Annotated in this window: 22 protein-coding genes and 1 tRNA gene; 15 read left to right on the top strand and 8 right to left on the bottom strand. The window is 48.6% G+C overall.

Annotated features, from left to right (window positions below; genetic code table 11):
- The first annotated feature begins 71 nt into the window (after positions 1-71).
- From queE to xerD, 8 genes are all read left to right on the top strand, one after another.
- Positions 72-713 (top strand): 7-carboxy-7-deazaguanine synthase QueE, encoded by a 642-nt coding sequence (gene queE, locus ACJ67_RS12975; protein WP_049639428.1) that lies wholly within the window; start codon positions 72-74, stop codon positions 711-713.
- 2 nt (positions 714-715) lie between these two features.
- A complete protein-coding gene (gene queC, locus ACJ67_RS12970; protein WP_049639427.1) occupies positions 716-1417 on the top strand; it encodes a 7-cyano-7-deazaguanine synthase QueC in 702 nt (233 codons plus the stop codon).
- Positions 1418-1497: 80 nt separating this feature from the next.
- Positions 1498-1932, top strand: coding sequence for a 30S ribosomal protein S16 (gene rpsP, locus ACJ67_RS12965; RefSeq protein ID WP_049639426.1), 435 nt, complete (start codon positions 1498-1500; stop codon positions 1930-1932).
- 37 nt (positions 1933-1969) lie between these two features.
- Entirely contained in the window at positions 1970-2506 is a 537-nt protein-coding gene (rimM, locus tag ACJ67_RS12960; RefSeq protein ID WP_197080626.1) for a ribosome maturation factor RimM, read from the top strand.
- A gap of 18 nt (positions 2507-2524) precedes the next feature.
- A complete protein-coding gene (gene trmD, locus ACJ67_RS12955) occupies positions 2525-3265 on the top strand; it encodes a tRNA (guanosine(37)-N1)-methyltransferase TrmD (RefSeq protein ID WP_197080720.1) in 741 nt (246 codons plus the stop codon).
- Positions 3266-3359: 94 nt separating this feature from the next.
- Positions 3360-3749 carry a 50S ribosomal protein L19 gene (gene rplS, locus ACJ67_RS12950; RefSeq protein WP_049639423.1) on the top strand — a complete coding sequence of 130 codons (390 nt, stop codon included), beginning with the start codon at positions 3360-3362 and terminating at the stop codon, positions 3747-3749.
- 116 nt (positions 3750-3865) lie between these two features.
- A complete protein-coding gene (locus ACJ67_RS12945; protein WP_049639422.1) occupies positions 3866-4342 on the top strand; it encodes a methylated-DNA--[protein]-cysteine S-methyltransferase in 477 nt (158 codons plus the stop codon).
- A gap of 5 nt (positions 4343-4347) precedes the next feature.
- Positions 4348-5265: a site-specific tyrosine recombinase XerD gene (gene xerD, locus ACJ67_RS12940; RefSeq protein WP_049639421.1), complete on the top strand. Its 918-nt coding sequence runs from the start codon at positions 4348-4350 to the stop codon at positions 5263-5265.
- 155 nt (positions 5266-5420) lie between these two features.
- On the opposite strand, the gene ACJ67_RS12935 is transcribed toward xerD, so the two are convergent.
- Positions 5421-6353 (bottom strand): hypothetical protein, encoded by a 933-nt coding sequence (locus tag ACJ67_RS12935; protein ID WP_156171689.1) that lies wholly within the window; start codon positions 6351-6353, stop codon positions 5421-5423.
- Positions 6350-6703: a dihydroneopterin aldolase gene (gene folB / locus ACJ67_RS12930; protein ID WP_049639419.1), complete on the bottom strand. Its 354-nt coding sequence runs from the start codon at positions 6701-6703 to the stop codon at positions 6350-6352. Before folB ends, ACJ67_RS12935 begins: the two co-directional genes overlap by 4 nt.
- Before the next feature lie 110 nt (positions 6704-6813).
- Between folB and plsY the strand changes: the two genes are divergently transcribed.
- Entirely contained in the window at positions 6814-7425 is a 612-nt protein-coding gene (gene plsY / locus ACJ67_RS12925; RefSeq protein ID WP_049639418.1) for a glycerol-3-phosphate 1-O-acyltransferase PlsY, read from the top strand.
- A 12-nt stretch (positions 7426-7437) separates the two neighbouring features.
- On the opposite strand, the gene tsaD is transcribed toward plsY, so the two are convergent.
- Positions 7438-8460 (bottom strand): tRNA (adenosine(37)-N6)-threonylcarbamoyltransferase complex transferase subunit TsaD, encoded by a 1023-nt coding sequence (gene tsaD / locus ACJ67_RS12920; protein ID WP_049639417.1) that lies wholly within the window; start codon positions 8458-8460, stop codon positions 7438-7440.
- A 138-nt stretch (positions 8461-8598) separates the two neighbouring features.
- On the opposite strand from tsaD, the gene rpsU reads away from it, so the two are divergent.
- The 6 genes from rpsU (at position 8599) to ACJ67_RS12890 (ending at position 14311) form a co-directional block, all read left to right on the top strand.
- Positions 8599-8811, top strand: coding sequence for a 30S ribosomal protein S21 (rpsU, locus tag ACJ67_RS12915; protein ID WP_018987466.1), 213 nt, complete (start codon positions 8599-8601; stop codon positions 8809-8811).
- Between the two features lie 116 nt (positions 8812-8927).
- On the top strand, positions 8928-9371 hold the full coding sequence (locus tag ACJ67_RS12910) for a GatB/YqeY domain-containing protein (RefSeq protein WP_049639416.1): 444 nt from the start codon (positions 8928-8930) through the stop codon (positions 9369-9371).
- 77 nt (positions 9372-9448) lie between these two features.
- A complete protein-coding gene (dnaG, locus tag ACJ67_RS12905; protein WP_049639415.1) occupies positions 9449-11188 on the top strand; it encodes a DNA primase in 1740 nt (579 codons plus the stop codon).
- A 151-nt stretch (positions 11189-11339) separates the two neighbouring features.
- On the top strand, positions 11340-13289 hold the full coding sequence (gene rpoD, locus ACJ67_RS12900) for an RNA polymerase sigma factor RpoD (RefSeq protein WP_049639414.1): 1950 nt from the start codon (positions 11340-11342) through the stop codon (positions 13287-13289).
- 20 nt (positions 13290-13309) lie between these two features.
- Positions 13310-13388 (top strand) — tRNA-Ile (locus ACJ67_RS12895).
- Positions 13389-13483: 95 nt separating this feature from the next.
- Complete coding sequence (locus ACJ67_RS12890) at positions 13484-14311, top strand: tetratricopeptide repeat protein (RefSeq protein ID WP_053092905.1); 828 nt, start codon at positions 13484-13486, stop codon at positions 14309-14311.
- A 491-nt stretch (positions 14312-14802) separates the two neighbouring features.
- On the opposite strand, the gene ACJ67_RS14875 is transcribed toward ACJ67_RS12890, so the two are convergent.
- The 5 genes from ACJ67_RS14875 to ACJ67_RS12865 form a co-directional block, all read right to left on the bottom strand.
- The gene (locus tag ACJ67_RS14875; RefSeq protein WP_156171688.1) at positions 14803-15306 is read right to left on the bottom strand and encodes a hypothetical protein; all 504 of its coding nucleotides are present in this window, start codon (positions 15304-15306) and stop codon (positions 14803-14805) included.
- Positions 15307-15431: 125 nt separating this feature from the next.
- Entirely contained in the window at positions 15432-15911 is a 480-nt protein-coding gene (locus tag ACJ67_RS12880; RefSeq protein ID WP_049639412.1) for an arsenate reductase ArsC, read from the bottom strand.
- Positions 15912-15927: 16 nt separating this feature from the next.
- The gene (gene arsB / locus ACJ67_RS12875; RefSeq protein ID WP_049639411.1) at positions 15928-16974 is read right to left on the bottom strand and encodes an ACR3 family arsenite efflux transporter; all 1047 of its coding nucleotides are present in this window, start codon (positions 16972-16974) and stop codon (positions 15928-15930) included.
- Positions 16975-17433 carry an ArsI/CadI family heavy metal resistance metalloenzyme gene (locus ACJ67_RS12870; RefSeq protein ID WP_049639410.1) on the bottom strand — a complete coding sequence of 153 codons (459 nt, stop codon included), beginning with the start codon at positions 17431-17433 and terminating at the stop codon, positions 16975-16977.
- Entirely contained in the window at positions 17430-17771 is a 342-nt protein-coding gene (locus ACJ67_RS12865; RefSeq protein WP_049639947.1) for a helix-turn-helix transcriptional regulator, read from the bottom strand. Before ACJ67_RS12865 ends, ACJ67_RS12870 begins: the two co-directional genes overlap by 4 nt.
- Positions 17772-17913 lie beyond the last annotated feature (142 nt).

The following is a 17913-nucleotide window of genomic DNA, read 5'->3' as shown; positions in this document are numbered from 1 at the left end:
TTGAAATTAGCTTATTTCGGCGATAATAGCGGGCAGATAGCAATATCTGCCCGTTTTATTTTCATATCCTCATGACTACACTCAGAATTTTCGAGATTTTCTATTCATTGCAGGGCGAGAGCTCGCGTGTTGGCCTGCCAACGATTTTTATCCGCCTGACCGGTTGCCCTTTGCGTTGTGGTTATTGTGATACCGAATACGCATTCAAAGGTGGCAGTAATATGACGCTTGATGAAATCATGCAGCAGATTGCCGCTTATGACACGCGTTATGTCTGCGTGACAGGAGGAGAGCCATTGGCGCAGAAGCCATGTATCGAATTATTGATGCGTCTGAGTGATGCTGGTTACCAGGTGTCACTGGAAACCAGTGGCGCCATGGATATCGCAGATGTAGATTCACGGGTAAAAATCATTATGGACATCAAAACCCCCGGTTCTGGTGAGGTTGAAAAAAACCGCTGGGAAAATCTACCCCTGCTGAAAGCCGGAGATGAAGTGAAGTGGGTGATTTGCAGCCGTGATGATTACGACTGGGCTAAGCGGATGCTGCAAACCCGTCCATTCCCGGCTCATTGCGACCAGTTATTCTCTCCAAGTTTTCATGATGTCAGTGGCGAAACATTGGCCAGCTGGATTTTGCAGGATCATCTCAAGGTGCGCATGCAGCTACAGTTGCATAAAATCCTGTGGGGCGAGAAGCAAGGAGTATAAGTTTGGCAGCATCTCAAAAACCTAAAGCCGTTATTTTATTATCTGGCGGGCTGGATTCCAGCACCGTGCTGGCCATTGCCAAATCTCAGGGCTATGACTGCTATTGCCTGAGTCTGGATTACCATCAGCGGCACAATGTAGAGTTGCTGGCCGCCCAGCGTGTTGCGCAGGCATTGGGTGCGGTTGAGCATAAAACAGTGCAACTGGATTTATCGCTGTTTGGCGGCTCCGCCCTCACTGACAATAATATCGCCGTGCCCGAGCAGGAAACGCAAGGCATTCCTGTCACCTATGTCCCGGCGCGCAATACGATTATGCTTTCCTTGTCCCTGGCCTGGGCGGAGGTGTTACAGGCACGTGATATTTTTATTGGGGTGAACGCCCTGGATTATTCCGGTTATCCGGATTGTCGTGGCGAGTATGTCAAGGCTTTCCAGCAGATGGCCAATCTGGCTACCAAGGCAGCGGTTGAGGGGCAAACCATTACCGTGCATGCGCCACTCATTGATATGACCAAGGCCGATATTATCCGGACGGGGCATGCCTTAGGTGTGGATTACGGGCTCACAGTTTCCTGCTATCAGGCAGATGATCAGGGCGCCGCTTGCGGCGTCTGTGATTCCTGCCGTTTCCGCAAAGCTGGATTTGCACAAGCGGGCGTGGTTGATCCAACGCCATACAGAAACACGCATTCTGGCAAGTGAAAAAGACTTGCCACCTGCTTAAAAAATCAAGTATAATCCGCGCCTTTCTGCAAAGAAATTCATTTTAAGAGAACAAGATTATGGTCGTTATTCGTTTATCACGTGGTGGCTCTAAAAAGAACCCGTTTTACAGCGTAGTTGTGGCAGATTCCCGCAACCGTCGTGACGGTCGTTTTATCGAGCGCGTTGGTTTCTACAATCCATCTGCACGCGCTGGCGCTGAAGGCCTGCGTATCGATGAAGCACGTACACAATACTGGGTTGAGAACGGTGCACAACTGTCCGACACCGTTGCGCGCCTGGTTAAATTCCACGCTAAAGGTGCCGAAGGCATGGCTGCAGTTAAAGCTAAAGAAACTGCTAAAGCTGAAGCTGCTAAAGAGAAAGCCATTGCTGAAGCTGCTGCAAAGTTAAAGGCTGAAGCTGATGCCGCCGCTGCAGAAGCTGCCGCTAAGGCTAAAGCAGAGGCTGACGCTGCAGCCGCAGAAGCCGCTGAAACACCAGCTGCTGAGTAATTGTTTCGACGCCTAAATTCAGATGGCGTTTGAGAACATGGTTGTGATGGGGCGCATTGTCGCCCCATATGGCGTTTATGGCTGGCTAAAAGTCGTGCCTGACACAGAGTATCTGGATGGCTTGCTTGACTACGAGGTATGGTGGATAGGAAAAGCACCTAACTGGCGTGAAACCTCCATAGAACAAGCCAAAATCCATAACGATGTGTTACTGGTGAAGCTGGTGGGTGTGAGTGACCGGGATGCGGCATTTGCGCTCAAAGGTCAGCAAATTGCTGTACCGCGTGAGGCATTGCCTGAGCCTGATGAAGGCGAGTATTACTGGTCTGACCTGATTGGTTTGCATGTTCGCAATACTGAAGGTGTGGATTTCGGCAAGATTACGCAAGTGCTTGAAACTGGCGCTAACGACGTGCTGGTTGTACGTGAGTTAAAGCCGACCCAGGTGAAAGGCAAGGATGGAAAATTGCGCGAAGAGTATCGCGAGCGTTTGATTCCTTTTACCAGTGAGGCTGTGCCCGAGGTGGATGTCAAGGCGGGTACGGTGTTGGTGGACTGGGATGCCGATTTTTAAAAGAAAGCTGATCTCATGATGCAGATTGAAGTGATCAGTTTGTTTCCTGAGATGTTTGCAGCACTGACGGAATATGGCATTACCAGCCGAGCCAGACAAAGAGGGTTGTATCAGTTAACGCTGACTAATCCGCGCCAATACACGCAAGATGTGCATCACACAGTGGATGACAGGCCGTATGGTGGTGGTCCTGGTATGGTGATGCTGGCGGAACCGCTGGCAAATGCCATTGGTGATGCGAAAGCGCGGTTACAGTCGCAAGGAGTAACGCCAAGGGTGATCCATTTGTCACCCCGAGGCAAACCGCTGACACACGAAAAAGTGTTGCAGCTTAAAGAGTTACAGGGGCTGGTGCTATTAGCCAGCCGCTATGAAGGGGTAGACCAGCGTGTGCTGGATACCCTGGTGGATGAAGAAATCTCCATTGGGGATTATGTGTTGAGTGGCGGTGAGTTGCCTGCCATGGTGTTGCTGGATGCGATCATCCGTCAGTTACCAGGTGCGTTAGGCGATGCCGATTCGGCGCAGGAAGATTCTTTTGTGAATGGCCTGCTCGATTATCCGCACTACACCCGCCCGGAAGAATTTGCAGGATTGAAGGTGCCCGACGTATTACTGTCAGGGCACCACGAAAAGATTAGACAATGGCGATTACAGCAATCGCTGCTGCTAACAAGGGCGAAACGCCCGGATTTATTGGCTGAAAGGCCGTTGACGAAAGAAGAGGCTAGGCTACTCAAAGAGTACCAAGGCGACTGAGTTAAGCACCGCGCAACGCAGTAGATAACACGCGCAGTTTGAATCAGTGACTTGGGAGTAGGAACGAGCCACTTTACAATTAAAAGGAACTGACATGGCAGACATTATCAAAATGTTAGAGCAAGAAGAAATTGCTCGCTTGAACAAAACCATCCCTGACTTCGCGCCAGGCGACACCGTGGTTGTAGGTGTAAACGTGGTTGAAGGTACTCGTAAACGTGTACAGGCTTACGAAGGCGTGGTTATCGCTAAACGTAACAAAGGTCTGAACTCATCATTTATCGTGCGTAAAATCTCTTCCGGTGAAGGTGTTGAGCGTACATTCCAGACTTACTCTCCACAAATCGCTTCTATCGAAGTGAAACGCCGTGGTGACGTGCGTCGCGCTAAACTGTACTACTTGCGTGAGCGTTCAGGTAAATCTGCACGTATTAAAGAGAAACTGGTTGCTCGCGAAAAAGAAATCGCAGCAGACAACTCTTAATTCAAGCGTTGCACAAAAAAGCCCTTCTTTTGAAGGGCTTTTTTATTGCCGTTTGCAGCCATGTATCTGGTGGTATTTAAGTTGCAACCTGCGCAAGATTACAGTTAAATACCTACATGAAAAGTCTTCATGATGAACTCGATGCATTAGTGCCTGCGCCCTTTGGCTTTGTCGGTGTGCGCAGTGATGAGACAGGCGAGGTGCTTCAGTTTCTACTACATGCCTTGCCGCTCAAAGCCAACCCTAATCCCCGTGCGCAAGTAGTGGCAGACCAGGTGGCAGCCTATCTGGAGAATCCGCGTATTGCCTGGCAGCCCATTCAGTCCAGTCGCGGTACAGCCTTTCAGCAACGGGTTTGGCAGGCCATGCGCACGATTCCTGTCGGTGAAACCTGGACTTACAGCCAGCTAGCCGCAGCCGTTGGTTCTGGTCCGCGAGCCGTGGCCAATGCCTGCGGCGCCAATCCATTACCTTTGTTTAATCCCTGTCACCGTATCGTTGCCAGCAACGGTTTGGGTGGCTTTATGCAAGGCATTGCAGGTGGGTTAGAGATTAAGCGCTGGTTGCTGGCACATGAGCAACGTAGTCAGTAACACCGATGCAGCAGAAAAAAAAGTCTGTGGCGGCCACGCCAAATGTCCCCGAGATTGATACCTTTATCGACCAGCTCTGGCTGGAAGATGGCCTGTCAGCCAACACCTTATCCAGCTACCGCAATGATCTAAAAGGCTTTGTCGAGTGGTGTGGCAAGCAGGCTTTAGGAGTATGGGACGTACAGTCGCATCATTTGCAGGAGTATCTGGCACATCGCTTTCCGCTGGTGAAAGTCCGCAGTATTAACCGCTTGATTGCGACGCTGAGACGTTTTTACCGCTACGCCTTAGCGGCTAATTTGATCAAGCAAGACCCCACGCTGCATATAGAGGCACCTAAAATGCCCAAGCAGCTCCCCAAAACCTTAAGTGAATCGCAAGTGGAAGATTTATTGCATGCACCGGATGTGAATACGCCGCTAGGCATGCGAGACCGGGCGATGCTGGAGTTGTTATATGCCAGTGGCTTGCGCGTTTCGGAGCTGGTGAATGTGACCATTGCCGAAGTCAGCACGCAAGATGGCGTAGTGCGTGTGACTGGCAAAGGCAGTAAAACGCGGCTGGTGCCGATGGGACAAGAAGCTGCGGAGTGGATAGACCGTTATCTGACGATGGCACGCCCCGAGATTTTAAAAGGCAGCTTGAGTGACGCGGTATTTGTCACCACGCGGGGTGATGCCATGACACGGCATGCGTTCTGGCACATTATCCAGCGCTATGCTTTGCAAGCTGGCATCTCACAACATATTAGCCCGCATGTGTTACGCCATGCGTTTGCCACCCATTTGCTCAATCATGGCGCGGATTTACGGGTAGTGCAAATGTTGCTCGGCCATGCAGATATTTCGACGACGCAGATTTATACGCATGTAGCGAGGGAAAGGTTGCAGCAACTGCATAAGGTGCATCATCCGAGAGGGTAATGTATGAGCGTCATTCCCACGAAAGAGGAAATACATGGTGACTGCAATACATGCTTAGTTGCGAAAGGGTATGCACTAAAACGGACGTCCATATGAGCTCCAGGAATGAAATTGATTTATCTAATAGATTTGATAGGGATGGTTACCGTTGTTGATTAACCACGGCCAATTGTAGCTTCTATCCGATTTTGAATCGCCACTTTGAATTCTTTGAGATTATCTTCTTCCCATAATACAAAGTTATATTGGCGGTTATCGAAGTGCACATTGCTTAAATCTTGTTTTTTACAAGTCCAAATAACTGGCAGTCCTAAACCTAAAGCAAAGCCTGCCTCAAAATAAACGCCACCTCTCTGCCCCGTAAAATCCGCTATTACGAACTTGCTACGACGTAACATGGCAATTATTTCATCATCTATTCGATTGTTGTGTTGATGACTGTCTATTCTTTTTGGCTCGTAGCCTGCATCTTTAATTGCTGGTTCTATAGCACTGGTCCAAATTGGAAGAACACTTTTATCGAACCACATAGCGCAAAAACCAATCCTGCTCTCTAAATTTACCCTAGCAAGCCCATCTAGATAGCTATATCCCTTTGGTGTTATTGCAACTTCATAATTGAATTGACCGTCTATAAAACGATTTACAGTGCTCTCTATGCTAATAAACCCTAGCTCATCTTTGAGATAGGTTCGTAGTAAGTAGTCCAGTTCATTTGGACTTACAGAGCAAGAAATTGCATGTAAACCATCGGTAATCAAAGACTCAACAAAAAATTTACTAGATAAATCAATTGTCTCATCTGCTATGTATTGCAAAATACTCATTGCGCGTTCATTGAGGCTTGGGGTCTTGAGCCCTTTTAAAAAATTTATATTCTCACTTGTTAGGGCTATATTCTGATTTTTTCTAATCCAGCCAGAAGCATTTGCTACCATTCTTTTATTAGAACGAGACCACATAGCAATTGCAGTTCCAGAAATTGAAAAATTTCCGCACCTTCTACAGCCTACAGATTTTCCGTCATATTCAGGTTTTGTGTAGTCTTGAGCATTGGTTCCGCAAATCGGACAAGCTATCGCAGTCATTTTTGATCTCTCTCCATCACCACCCCCAATGCTTTTAACCCCGGCAATATCCCCGGCTTACTCACTTTCAATTTCACATTCTGCGCCTTAAATTCTTTCAAAATGAGTTGGCAAACATGCTCACCCAAGGCCTCAACAAGCTTGAAACTATGCTCGGCTAATGTCTCCCGTATGCGCGCGACTACAAGGCCGTAATCTATCGTATTTTCAATCGCATCACTTTGGCAGGCTTTACTGAAATCATAGCCAATTTCAATATCCAGGATCACAGTTTGCGGGAGGGTGCGTTCCCATTCCGGCACGCCCAGTTTGGTTTGCACTTTGACTTGTTCGAGAAAAATTGTGTCCATGAATCAGTGTCCTTTTATTTCCGCGCAGGCCGGAATCCAGTATGATTCGGCATCATACAACATCGTGCAGTGGCTGGCATAAGCGGCTGCACTTCAGTGGAATTAAACGCATGAACGAAATTGGTTTTGATATTGAAGCATTGGTCTGGATAGTAGCAGCTTACCTGATAGGCTCAATTGCCTTTGGCATCATCATCAGCAAGCTGTATCGCCTGCCTGATCCGCGTACCGTGGGCAGCGGCAATATCGGTGCGACCAATGTGGCGCGGAGTGGTAAAAAATCCGCCGCGATTTTGACTTTGCTGGGGGATGCCTTTAAAGGTTGGCTACCGACTTGGTTGGCGTTGCAGGCTGGCATGCTCATGGATGTGGTGGCGCTCGTGGGGTTGGCGGTGTTTATTGGCCACTTGTACCCGATTTACCATAAGTTTAAAGGGGGTAAAGGGGTGGCGACGGCGCTGGGTGTGATGATTGCCTTTTCGGGCTGGCTGGCGTTGAGTGTGGTTGCCGTCTGGGTGGCGGTGTTCTTAATCAGCCGTATTTCTTCCTTGTCTGCCCTGGTCGCTGCTGTATTGGCACCTGTGATTGCCTGGCAGTTCTTGTCACCTTACCCGGTATATGTGGCGGTTGTGGTGGTGATGTCAGCGTTTTTGATTATTCGCCATCAGTCCAATATTGAGAAACTGCTCGCGGGGACTGAGAGCCGATTTGGCAAAAAATAATCTGGCTAAGATTTAAGCAGGAGCTTTGAGCTCAGACAAACCCCAGCGCGGCCGGATGCTAAAGCTGTAATCCTGCTTGCCTGTTTGCATAGCATGCAGGCGCATGGCGCCTGCAAAAGCAATCATGGCACCATTGTCAGTGCAGAATTCCAATCTGGGATAGCTCACACTAAAGCCGCGTTTGGCAGTGGCTTCATTTAATCTTGTCCGCAGCCGTTTGTTTGCACCCACGCCACCCGAAACCACCAGACGTTTCAGTTTGGTTTGTTTGAGCGCTTTTATGCATTTATGCACCAATATCTCGGTGACAGATTCCTGAAACTCCCAGGCAATATCTTTAATTATTTCAGGGTCCAGTTCAGGCTGGTTGTTCACCAATGTCAGCACGGCTGTTTTCAGGCCGCTAAAACTAAAGTTTAAATCAGGGCTGTTAAGCATGGGACGCGGTAGCTGGAAATGTGGCTTGCCTTGGTCTGCCAGTTTGGAAACCGCCGGGCCGCCAGGGTAACCTAAACCCAACAGTTTGGCAGTTTTATCAAACGCTTCGCCGGCGGCATCATCCAGCGTATCGCCCAATAATTCGTATTGACCGATGCCGTCTACGCGCATGAGTTGGCTATGTCCGCCTGAAACCAGTAGCGCAACAAAAGGGAATGCGGGCGGGTTTTCTTCCAGCATGGGTGCCAGTAAATGGCCTTCCAGATGGTGCACACCAATAGAGGGGACATTCAGCGCCATGGCCAGCGATTGTGCGATGCTGGTGCCTACCAATAAAGCACCAGCCAGGCCTGGACCTTGGGTGTAGGCAATGCCTTCGATGTCTTGTAGCGTCTTATCTGCTTGTATCAGCACTTGCTGCGTCAGGGGGAGCGCGCGGCGGATATGGTCTCGTGAAGCCAGTTCAGGCACCACGCCGCCATAAGCGGCGTGCATGTCAATCTGCGAGTGCAGGGCGTGCGCCAGCAATCCGCGGCGTGTGTCGTAAAGCGCCACGCCGGTTTCATCACAAGAAGATTCAATGCCTAATACCAACATCTAACACCAGACCCGTATACAATTTTTTGTAGAAAGGATTGATAAATCCAAATAAGCGCGATAGAATACGCGGTTTTCAGTGCTGCATCAATCCGCAAGCACCATTGTCTAACCAATATTTGAAGGATAGGGATTTACATGACCGCTATTCGTGTGAAAGAGAACGAACCGTTTGACGTTGCAATGCGCCGTTTCAAGCGTTTGATTGAGAAAACCGGTTTGTTGAACGACTTGCGTGCACGCGAGTTCTACGAGAAGCCAACTTGGGAGCGTAAGCGTAAAGCGGCTGCTGCGGTTAAGCGTCAATACCGCCGTCTGCGCAACCAACAGTTGCCAACAAAACTCTACTAATTTTTTAGTGGGTGAACGGTTAGCCATATCGTGGTTAACCGATGAAGCGAAGGTTGTGGGTTTCCGCAACCTTTAGCTATTTATGCAGCCCACATTTATCCGGACTAAGACACGCTATGAGCCTGAAAGCACAAATCTCCGACGACATGAAAACTGCCATGCGTGCCAAAGACATGCAAAAACTGGGCGTGATCCGTTTGCTGCAAGCGGCGATCAAGCAGCGCGAAGTGGACGAGCGTATCGAGTTGGATGATGCTGCTGTGGTGGGTGTAGTCGAAAAAATGCTCAAACAGCGCCGTGATTCAATTGCTGCGTTTGAAGGGGCCAACCGTATGGATTTGGCGGACCAGGAGAAGTTTGAAGTGACGGTGTTGCAAGCGTACTTGCCCGCGCAGTTAAGCGAAGAAGAAATCAATGCCATTATCGCTAAAGTGGTGGCCGAGACTGGTGCCGCCGGTGCCAAGGATATGGGCAAGGTGGTGGGCGCTGTGAAACCATTGGTTGCCGGTAAGGCCGATATGGCGAAAGTCTCTGGACTGATCAAGGCTGCCTTGGGTTGATAGGCAGCTGATGCATCAAGCAAGAGGGCGCATGTGCGCCCTTTGTTTTTTGCCTTGCATAAGCGATACTTGCATTTATGATCCCGGAAAGTTTTATTCAAGAATTGCTTAATCGCGTAGATATTGTCGAAGTGATCGACAAGGCAGTGCCGCTGAAAAAAGCCGGGGCGAATTACTCTGCCTGTTGCCCGTTTCACAACGAAAAATCCCCCAGTTTTACGGTCAGTCCGACCAAGCAGTTTTATCACTGCTTTGGCTGTGGTGCGCATGGTTCGGCATTGAGTTTTCTCATGGAGTATAACGGCCTGAGTTTTGTCGAGGCCATCCATGACCTGGCCAAGCAGGTGGGTATGATTGTGCCGCAAGAACAGCGTGACCCAAATCAGCCTGCGCCTGCCTCTAAAGCAGTGTTGTTAAGTTTGCAAGAAACCTTGCAACAAGCGGCTAATTATTACAAGGCCGAACTTAAAAAATCACCGCGGGCGATTGATTACCTCAAGGCGCGTGGCTTGAGTGGGCAGGTTGCGGCCAAATTCCAGATCGGCTATGCCCCGGCAGGTTGGCAAAACCTGCAAACCGTCTTTCCGCAATATGATGCCGAACCGTTGGAAACGGCGGGCCTGGTGGTGCAAAACGAGCAAGGTCGCCGTTACGACCGCTTCCGTGACCGCATCATGTTCCCTATCCATAATCAAAAAGGCGAGGTGATTGGGTTTGGCGGACGTGTGATCAACCCTGAAGATAGCCCCAAGTATTACAACTCACCAGAAACGCCGCTGTTTCAAAAGGGACATGAACTCTATGGCTTGTTTATGGCACGACGTGCGATTCGTGATGCTGGCCGTGTGCTGGTCGTGGAAGGTTATATGGATGTCGTGGCGTTGGCGCAGTATGACATTGAGTACGCGGTGGCGGCCTTGGGGACGGCCACCACGCCCTTTCATATCGCCAAGCTGATGCGGCAAACCGATGAGATTGTATTCAGTTTTGATGGCGACAAGGCCGGGCGTACGGCAGCCTGGCGTGCAGTCATGAATGCCTTACCGGCGATTAAAGATGGCGTGAAATTGCGCTTTTTGTTTTTGCCGGCCGAGCATGATCCCGATAGTTTTGTGCGCGAATTTGGCAAAGAAGCATTTGAGGCAGAAATGGATAAAGCCATGCCGTTGTCGCAGTACATCATTCAGCATTTGAGTGAGCACAATCCGCTGGCTTCGCAAGAGGATAAGGTACAGTTTTTAAATGATGCTGAGCCTATTCTTAAACAGATCCAGGCGCCACGTTATGCCATGTTGCTTCGGAAAAAGGTGGCCGAAATGACGGGTTTGGCCGGAGGTGAAATGCAGCGCATGCTCAAATTGCCAAACCCGGCTAAAACGCAGCAGAAAGCCGTGCGCCAGCGTTCGCGTACGCCCCTGTCGCTACATGTACGATTGGCTTTGATGTTGCTCATGCGGCCGCAATGGGCGAGGCTGGAGTTGCTGGATAAAATCACGGGTGAAAGTGACGAGGAGCAGATGCTGCGCGTCATGGTGAAAGCTGCCATGGCCAAGCCGGAATCTCGGCCCGTGGTCTTGCTGCAAATGATCACGCCCTATATTTCAGAGGGTTTGCGACACCAATTGCATCGTGAATTGTCTGTATTGGACGAGACGCTGGACTTTACGCTTGAATTTGAGGGCGCATGTACCCAACTATCAGACATGGCGCTGATGGCGCGAGAAAAATCCCTACTGGGGCAGCTCACTGAAAAGCCTTTTTCTGCGCTGTCAGAGACTGAGCGTGAGGCCTTGCGGCAATTAACCAGTAAACGCTAACCTGATGTCACCCGAAAAACCGTGAGAGTGTGCTTAAAAAGCGTGCATAAATCTGGTAAAATAAAGGGTTTCCCGTAATGTTATATCGAATGATCTGTCTAGCAGTGTTGATCAGCATTCGACAACAACCATTTTAGAGGTGGAATCGGCCATGGCCAGACCCAAAGCAGATAAAAGTTTAGATAAAGAACTCGGAATCAACGAAGTCGAAACCCCTAAAGATCCCGCTACCCAGGCACTGGATGCCGAGGCACGCCGTACCCGCCTGAAAACCCTGATTGTCCTGGGTAAAGAGCGTGGCTACCTGACCTACGCCGAAATCAATGACCACCTGCCGGACGATGTGCAAGACTCCGAGCAGATCGAGAGTATCATCGGCATGATCAATGACATGGGTATCCAGGTCTACGAAGAAGCGCCGGATGCTGAAGTGTTGCTGATGTCTGATGCGCCACCAGCAGTGACTGATGATGATGCGGCAGAAGAGGCTGAGCAGGCCTTGGCAACCGTGGACTCTGAGTTTGGTCGCACGACTGACCCAGTACGTATGTACATGCGGGAAATGGGGACTGTTGACCTGTTGACGCGTGAGGGCGAAATTGAGATCGCCAAACGTATTGAAGACGGCCTCAAGCACATGGTGCAGGCGATTGCAGCCTGTCCAACGACCATCGCCCAGTTGCTGGAGATGGTCGACAAGGTTGAAAAAGACGAAATGAGCGTTGATGAACTGGTAGACGGTTTGATCGACAGCGATTTGGGTCTGGATGACGCGCTGGCGGCCGCAGATGTTGAGGAAGAAGAAGCCGACGACGAAGAAGATGAGGATGAGGACGAGGACAGTGATGCTAAAGCGTCTGCCATGTCTGCCGAAGCGCTGGCCAAACTCAAGGATGAAGTCTTGTCGCGCTTTGCCGTCATCCGTGCTGCCAACGCAAAAATGAACACCATCCGCCAAGCCAAAGGCACCAACGATGGCGAGTACAAAACCTTGCATCAGCAAGTGCTGGATGAGCTGACAGCCTTCCGTTTCTCTGCCAAACAGGTTGAGGCCTTGTGCGACCAGGTGCGCAACATGGTGGAAGAGGTGCGTACGCATGAACGCAAGATCATGGAGTTTTGTGTAGACAAGGCCAATATGCCGCGTCAGCAATTCATCAAGAGCTTTGTCGGTAACGAAATCAATCTTAACTGGCTCGATGACGAGCTGGCAGGCAAACCTGCTTATGGTGAGCGTTTAGAACGTTTCAGGCACTCTATTCTCGACCAGCAAGAGCGTTTACAAAACTTGCAGAACCGCGTCGGCTTGCCCATCAAAGAGCTGCGTGAAATCAACAAGCAAATGACCACTGGCGAAGCTCGTGCACGACGCGCCAAGCGCGAAATGATCGAGGCCAACTTGCGTCTGGTGATTTCGATTGCCAAAAAATACACCAACCGTGGTTTGCAGTTCCTCGACCTGATCCAGGAAGGCAACATCGGCTTGATGAAGGCTGTAGATAAATTTGAATACCGTCGCGGTTACAAATTCTCCACCTATGCTACATGGTGGATTCGCCAGGCCATCACCCGTTCTATCGCTGACCAGGCACGTACTATCCGTATTCCGGTCCACATGATCGAAACCATCAACAAGATGAACCGTATCAGCCGCCAGATCTTGCAAGAAACTGGCTTGGAACCTGATCCGGCTACCCTGGCTGAAAAAATGGATATGCCGGAAGAAAAAATCCGCAAAATCCTCAAAATCAGCAAAGAGCCTATCTCAATGGAAACGCCGATTGGTGACGACGAAGACAGCCATTTGGGTGACTTTATTGAAGACAACACCACACTGGCACCGATGGACGCAGCTGTTTACGCCAGCCTGCGTGACGCCACCAGTGAAGTGCTGGAATCACTGACCCCACGTGAAGCCAAAGTGCTGCGCATGCGCTTTGGTATCGAAATGAATACAGACCACACGCTGGAAGAAGTCGGCAAACAGTTTGACGTCACCCGCGAACGTATCCGCCAGATTGAAGCCAAGGCCCTGCGTAAACTGCGTCACCCGACCCGCTCGGAACGTCTGCGCAGTTTCTTAGAAAACGGTCAGGATTAGTTTATAATCCCACGCTTTCCGGCCCCTTAGCTCATGCTTGGTTAGAGCAGCGGACTCATAATCCGTTGGTGCTGTGTTCGACTCACAGAGGGGCCACCATTAATAGAGAGACTCAAGGTTAACGCCTTGGGTCTTTTTTGTTTTGGTTAGTGTAGACTTTAATATCATTATAAAAATAGCTTAAAGGATTGTTGATGATAAGCAAAAGATTCCGTATTTTGATTTTTATCTTTCTTTGCATGCAGCTTTCTATCGTTTATGCACAGGATGCAGACGCAGAGTGGACAAATATCAATTACGAATTTATGCAGTTACACCAGGCGGGCAAGTTCGATCAGGCTATGGTTGTTGCTCAAAAATCGTTAGAGTTTGCAGAACAACGTTTTGGCCCTGATAGTATCCATGTTGCTACCAGCCTGAACAACGTTGCGGGAATGTACGAAAGAAAAAGCGAATTTTCCAAGGCCGAACCGCTTTATAAACGATCACTGGCGATCAATCAGGCAGTGCTTGGTTCCAGCCATCCTAATGTAGCCATAATAGCGCACAATCTTGCTGGTCTATATGCGGCTGAGGCTGACTTTGGTAAAGCAGAGCCGCTGTACAAGCAGGCATTGCAGATTAGAGAGAGTGCCTTAGGCCCAGACCATCCCGAGGTAGCCATAACTTTGAATAATCTGGCAGGAATTTACGATAAGCAGAGTAATTACAGGGAAGCAGAGCCGCTTTATTACCGCTCTTTAAAGATATTAGTGAAAGTACATGGAGCTGACCACCCTAGTGTAGCTACGTCTCTCAATAACTTAGCTGCTCTATATGTAGCTACAGGAAACTATGCTACAGCGGAGCCACTCTATAAGCGCTCGTTGATCATCATGACGAAGGCACTAGGTCCCAATCACCCAGCTTTAGTCACAAATTTAAAGAATCTAGCAGCACTTTATAGGGCCACTAATCGGGATGAAGAAGCTGGGCTGATAGAAAATCAAGCTGCGCGGATACTAGCTCTTCAGCGAAGGTAAACATATTCTGGGTATCTCAAGCACCAACGGTGCATTTGCTTCTAAACTCATTTTCTTTTAGCTCAATGTGCAGGTCGTTGGACTTTATGTTGGCTTAGCGTGGAGCGTTGGCGTTTTCTAGGCGGGTGTGTCTAGTCGTTGATATTTAGATTCGATTGCTAGGTGGGCAGTACATCATGAGGGACTCAAGGTTAACGCCTTGGGTCTTTTTTGTTGTTATAGTGCTGAACTAAATTAAGTTTGGTTTCTTGATTACATCTTAAGAGTAAAAAATAAAATAATGAGAATTTTCTGGCCTATTTTTATTTGCATGGTTTTAATTATTAGTGGCTGTATTCCAACTACGGGTGAATCGATTGAAGTGAGCGGGTAGTACTGCCCATAGCCTCACGCTTTGAAACATAGCTAAGCAATTAGGGCCTGTCTGATACGAGGGTAATCCCGACAGAGATCGTTGGCCGTTATGTCGGCTTGGCGTGAAAGTGAGAAATTCAATCCAATTCTGAAAAAGGCTTTGTAATGAACTTGGCAATTTTATGTGCCTTGAACACAAAAAATAACGCAATCATCAATTCTAATAATAAAAAGAAAACATCCGCCTTTCCTTCGGCTCCTAAAGACATGAACATAGAATTAGAGCCAGACTTTAGACTTGCTTGAAACAAATAAGAAACTAAATCAGGTCCAGCATGAATGGCACTCCATAAGCCGATAATCGCAATTGCAACCGTTGCTACTTCATCGGGGCGAGTGTCAAAACGATTTTCGAATGTGGTTTTTGGAACTAGTTTATGGGCAATGATCATTGGGAAGAACCAAGCAATTATTGCAAAGACTAGAAACGATAAACCAATCATTAATGAAGTTGAGGCAAATGCCTCCATTTCATGCGATCTTAAGGCAGCAGGTATACCAGTCAAATAAGGTATGGACATAACTGCCAATAGTATTGAGAACATACGTATTGCAATGCCGACGAGTTGTTGTGGAGACATATATTTTTTGTGCTGTTAGTTTAATGACTGATAGTAAAGACGTGCTGCTGGAATTACTTTAGCATATAGTTATTCGGAGGTGCTGTGTTCGACTCACAGAGGGCTTTTTTGTTTTGTAGCGGATGTTATATAGATTCAATCTTACCAATACGTTGTAGCTCATGCTTTAGCTTCTCTTTGTCACCCAGCGATTCAGAGCTTAAACTTAAGAATGCTTCAATACGCTTGCGAAGTATTGAGTAAGCCTGGATGAATGAGGCATCAATTTCAGCATCAGTGCCTGTTGCTTTGGCTGGGTCATCTACTCCCCAATGCGCCCTTATCACATTACCAAGATAAGCTGGACAGGTCTCACCCGCTGCATTGCTGCATACTGTAATCACGATATCTGGTGTCACTGGTAGGTTATCCCATGACTTGCTGTAATAACCCTCAGTAGCGATGCCTTCACGCTTAAGCAACGCGATAGAACGGGGGTGCACTTCACCGGTAGGCTTGCTGCCCGCACTCATTGCTTTCATGCCTTCTGGTGCTAGGGCATTGAATGTGGCTTCAGCGAGGATTGAGCGGCAGGAATTACCTGTACACAAAAATAGGATGTTCATGTATATCTTTCGATTGTTAGGTGTTCTCGTACCAATGGCGGCTACGATTAACGATGGCAACGACAGACAACATGACGGGCACCTCAATGAGTACACCGACAACGGTGGCTAGCGCTGCACCAGAGTGAAAGCCAAAGAGTGCGATCGCTGTTGCGACAGCCAGCTCAAAGAAGTTTGAAGCACCAATCAGGGCGGATGGTGCTGCGACACAATGAGCCACTTTCAGCTTTTTATTCAGCCAGTAAGCCAGCATCGAGTTGAAATACACCTGGATGATGATAGGCACTGCTAACAATGCAATAACAAAGGGCTGTGCAATGATCTGCTGACCTTGAAAGCCAAACAGCAATACCAATGTGGCAAGCAGTGCCGTCAGGGAAACCGGTTGAATACGCTTAAGTAATGCATCCAGTGATTTCTGACGTCCTGCCAGTACAACTTCACGCACAAATTGACTGAGGACAACAGGGACCACGATAAATAGCACTAGAGATGTCAGAAGCGTGTCCCATGGAACGACAATGCTAGACAGCCCCAATAACAACGCTACCAGGGGCGCAAAGGCAAACAGCATAATGGCATCATTCAATGCAACTTGTGAGAGCGTAAACTTAGGCTCACCACCACAGAGGCCACTCCAGACAAACACCATGGCAGTACATGGCGCAGCAGCTAACAGAATCAGGCCTGCTATATAGCTGTCAATCTGGTCTGCGGGCAGCAAGTCACCGAATAAGTGACGGATAAATACCCAAGCCAGCAAGGCCATTGAAAAAGGCTTGACTATCCAGTTGATGAATAAGGTGACACCTATGCCTTTGCTATGCGCCAGCACATCGCCCATGGTCTTGAAGTCAATCTTTAGCAGCATGGGGATAATCATTAACCATATCAGGACAGCCACAGGCAGATTTACCTCTGCCACCTTAAAGCCACCTACTGCTTGAAAGAAGCCGGGAAATACTTGGCCTAATGCAATACCGACCACAATGCAGCCAAGCACCCACCATGTCAGGTTGCGTTCAAAGCTGCTGATCTGGCTGGGTTGAGCGGTAGCATTCATTTAGCAGCTCTTCTTTCTTGTAGTGAATTCAATTTTTTGAATGGCAGGAACACAGCAAGCTGCGTCAGCTTCGGTTGATTCTTGACCGTTGAATGTAGGTGCACTATCTAATGTGCGATAAGTTTCCCAGGCAATCCCCGATGGGTCTTGCACCCAGTGTTTGTCTGACTTTGCATAGCAGCAGGTTGTCCCTTCTTCAGTCACCAAGCTAAGCTCGGCTTTTTCTAAACGATGTCTGATCTCTTCAAGCTCTGACTCATGCTCAACCTGAATGCCAATGTGATCCAAGCCAGCTTTACCACCTCGCTTGCTAATGGCGAAATTTACTAGCGGGTCATTGAGCATCCACTTCGCATAATCAGGCTTAGAAACGGTCGGAGAAGCGCCAAAGAGGTGGCTATAAAAGCCAATACTTTGAGTGATGTCCTCGACGGAGATATGCAAATGCATACGTTTCATGATTCGTTACCTTTCTCTGGATGACAGCTTGTTACCTCTGGGCAGCATTCAGATACGCCAGCACAGCAATTCTCAGTAAGATAAGCAAGCAAGCCATTCATCGCAGCATAGTTAGCTGTGTAATAAATGAACCTACTGACCTGTCGTGAGTTAATCAGTCCAGCATGGCTTAGCTCTTTAAGGTGGAAAGAGAGCGTGCTTGGCGGTATCTTGAGTTGTTCCCCGATACTTCCCGCTGGTAGCCCTTCAATCCCTGCTTGAACAAGCAAGCGGAATATCTCCAAGCGCGCCTCTTGAGCGATTGATGAGAGTTGGGTCACTGCCGATTTAATGTCCATATTTTCTATATTTCCATAAATATAGAAAATATGCAATGGTTTTAAGATAAGAGACTGAATATGGGCATAATAGTGGTGGAAATTAAAGCCACTCAACGTACCCGATGAATTGACGTCAATCGTTGAGCTTGCAAGTGATTTC

Source organism: Methylophilus sp. TWE2, from assembly GCF_001183865.1.
Lineage (GTDB): Bacteria > Pseudomonadota > Gammaproteobacteria > Burkholderiales > Methylophilaceae > Methylophilus.
This window is presented reverse-complemented; position numbering and strand designations above follow the sequence as displayed.

Coding starts and splice junctions, on each gene's coding strand:
- ACJ67_RS12880 (WP_049639412.1), bottom strand. CDS start 15,911: ATGAACATCCTATTTTTGTGTACAGGTAATTCCTGCCGCTCAATCCTC.
- ACJ67_RS12870 (WP_049639410.1), bottom strand. CDS start 17,433: ATGAAACGTATGCATTTGCATATCTCCGTCGAGGACATCACTCAAAGT.
- dnaG (WP_049639415.1), top strand. CDS start 9,449: ATGATCCCGGAAAGTTTTATTCAAGAATTGCTTAATCGCGTAGATATT.
- plsY (WP_049639418.1), top strand. CDS start 6,814: ATGAACGAAATTGGTTTTGATATTGAAGCATTGGTCTGGATAGTAGCA.
- ACJ67_RS12935 (WP_156171689.1), bottom strand. CDS start 6,353: ATGACTGCGATAGCTTGTCCGATTTGCGGAACCAATGCTCAAGACTAC.
- rimM (WP_197080626.1), top strand. CDS start 1,970: ATGGTTGTGATGGGGCGCATTGTCGCCCCATATGGCGTTTATGGCTGG.
- trmD (WP_197080720.1), top strand. CDS start 2,525: ATGCAGATTGAAGTGATCAGTTTGTTTCCTGAGATGTTTGCAGCACTG.
- xerD (WP_049639421.1), top strand. CDS start 4,348: ATGCAGCAGAAAAAAAAGTCTGTGGCGGCCACGCCAAATGTCCCCGAG.
- tsaD (WP_049639417.1), bottom strand. CDS start 8,460: ATGTTGGTATTAGGCATTGAATCTTCTTGTGATGAAACCGGCGTGGCG.
- ACJ67_RS12865 (WP_049639947.1), bottom strand. CDS start 17,771: ATGGACATTAAATCGGCAGTGACCCAACTCTCATCAATCGCTCAAGAG.
- queE (WP_049639428.1), top strand. CDS start 72: ATGACTACACTCAGAATTTTCGAGATTTTCTATTCATTGCAGGGCGAG.
- arsB (WP_049639411.1), bottom strand. CDS start 16,974: ATGAATGCTACCGCTCAACCCAGCCAGATCAGCAGCTTTGAACGCAAC.
- rpsP (WP_049639426.1), top strand. CDS start 1,498: ATGGTCGTTATTCGTTTATCACGTGGTGGCTCTAAAAAGAACCCGTTT.
- ACJ67_RS14875 (WP_156171688.1), bottom strand. CDS start 15,306: ATGTCTCCACAACAACTCGTCGGCATTGCAATACGTATGTTCTCAATA.
- ACJ67_RS12945 (WP_049639422.1), top strand. CDS start 3,866: ATGAAAAGTCTTCATGATGAACTCGATGCATTAGTGCCTGCGCCCTTT.
- rpoD (WP_049639414.1), top strand. CDS start 11,340: ATGGCCAGACCCAAAGCAGATAAAAGTTTAGATAAAGAACTCGGAATC.
- folB (WP_049639419.1), bottom strand. CDS start 6,703: ATGGACACAATTTTTCTCGAACAAGTCAAAGTGCAAACCAAACTGGGC.
- ACJ67_RS12890 (WP_053092905.1), top strand. CDS start 13,484: ATGATAAGCAAAAGATTCCGTATTTTGATTTTTATCTTTCTTTGCATG.
- rpsU (WP_018987466.1), top strand. CDS start 8,599: ATGACCGCTATTCGTGTGAAAGAGAACGAACCGTTTGACGTTGCAATG.
- rplS (WP_049639423.1), top strand. CDS start 3,360: ATGGCAGACATTATCAAAATGTTAGAGCAAGAAGAAATTGCTCGCTTG.
- ACJ67_RS12910 (WP_049639416.1), top strand. CDS start 8,928: ATGAGCCTGAAAGCACAAATCTCCGACGACATGAAAACTGCCATGCGT.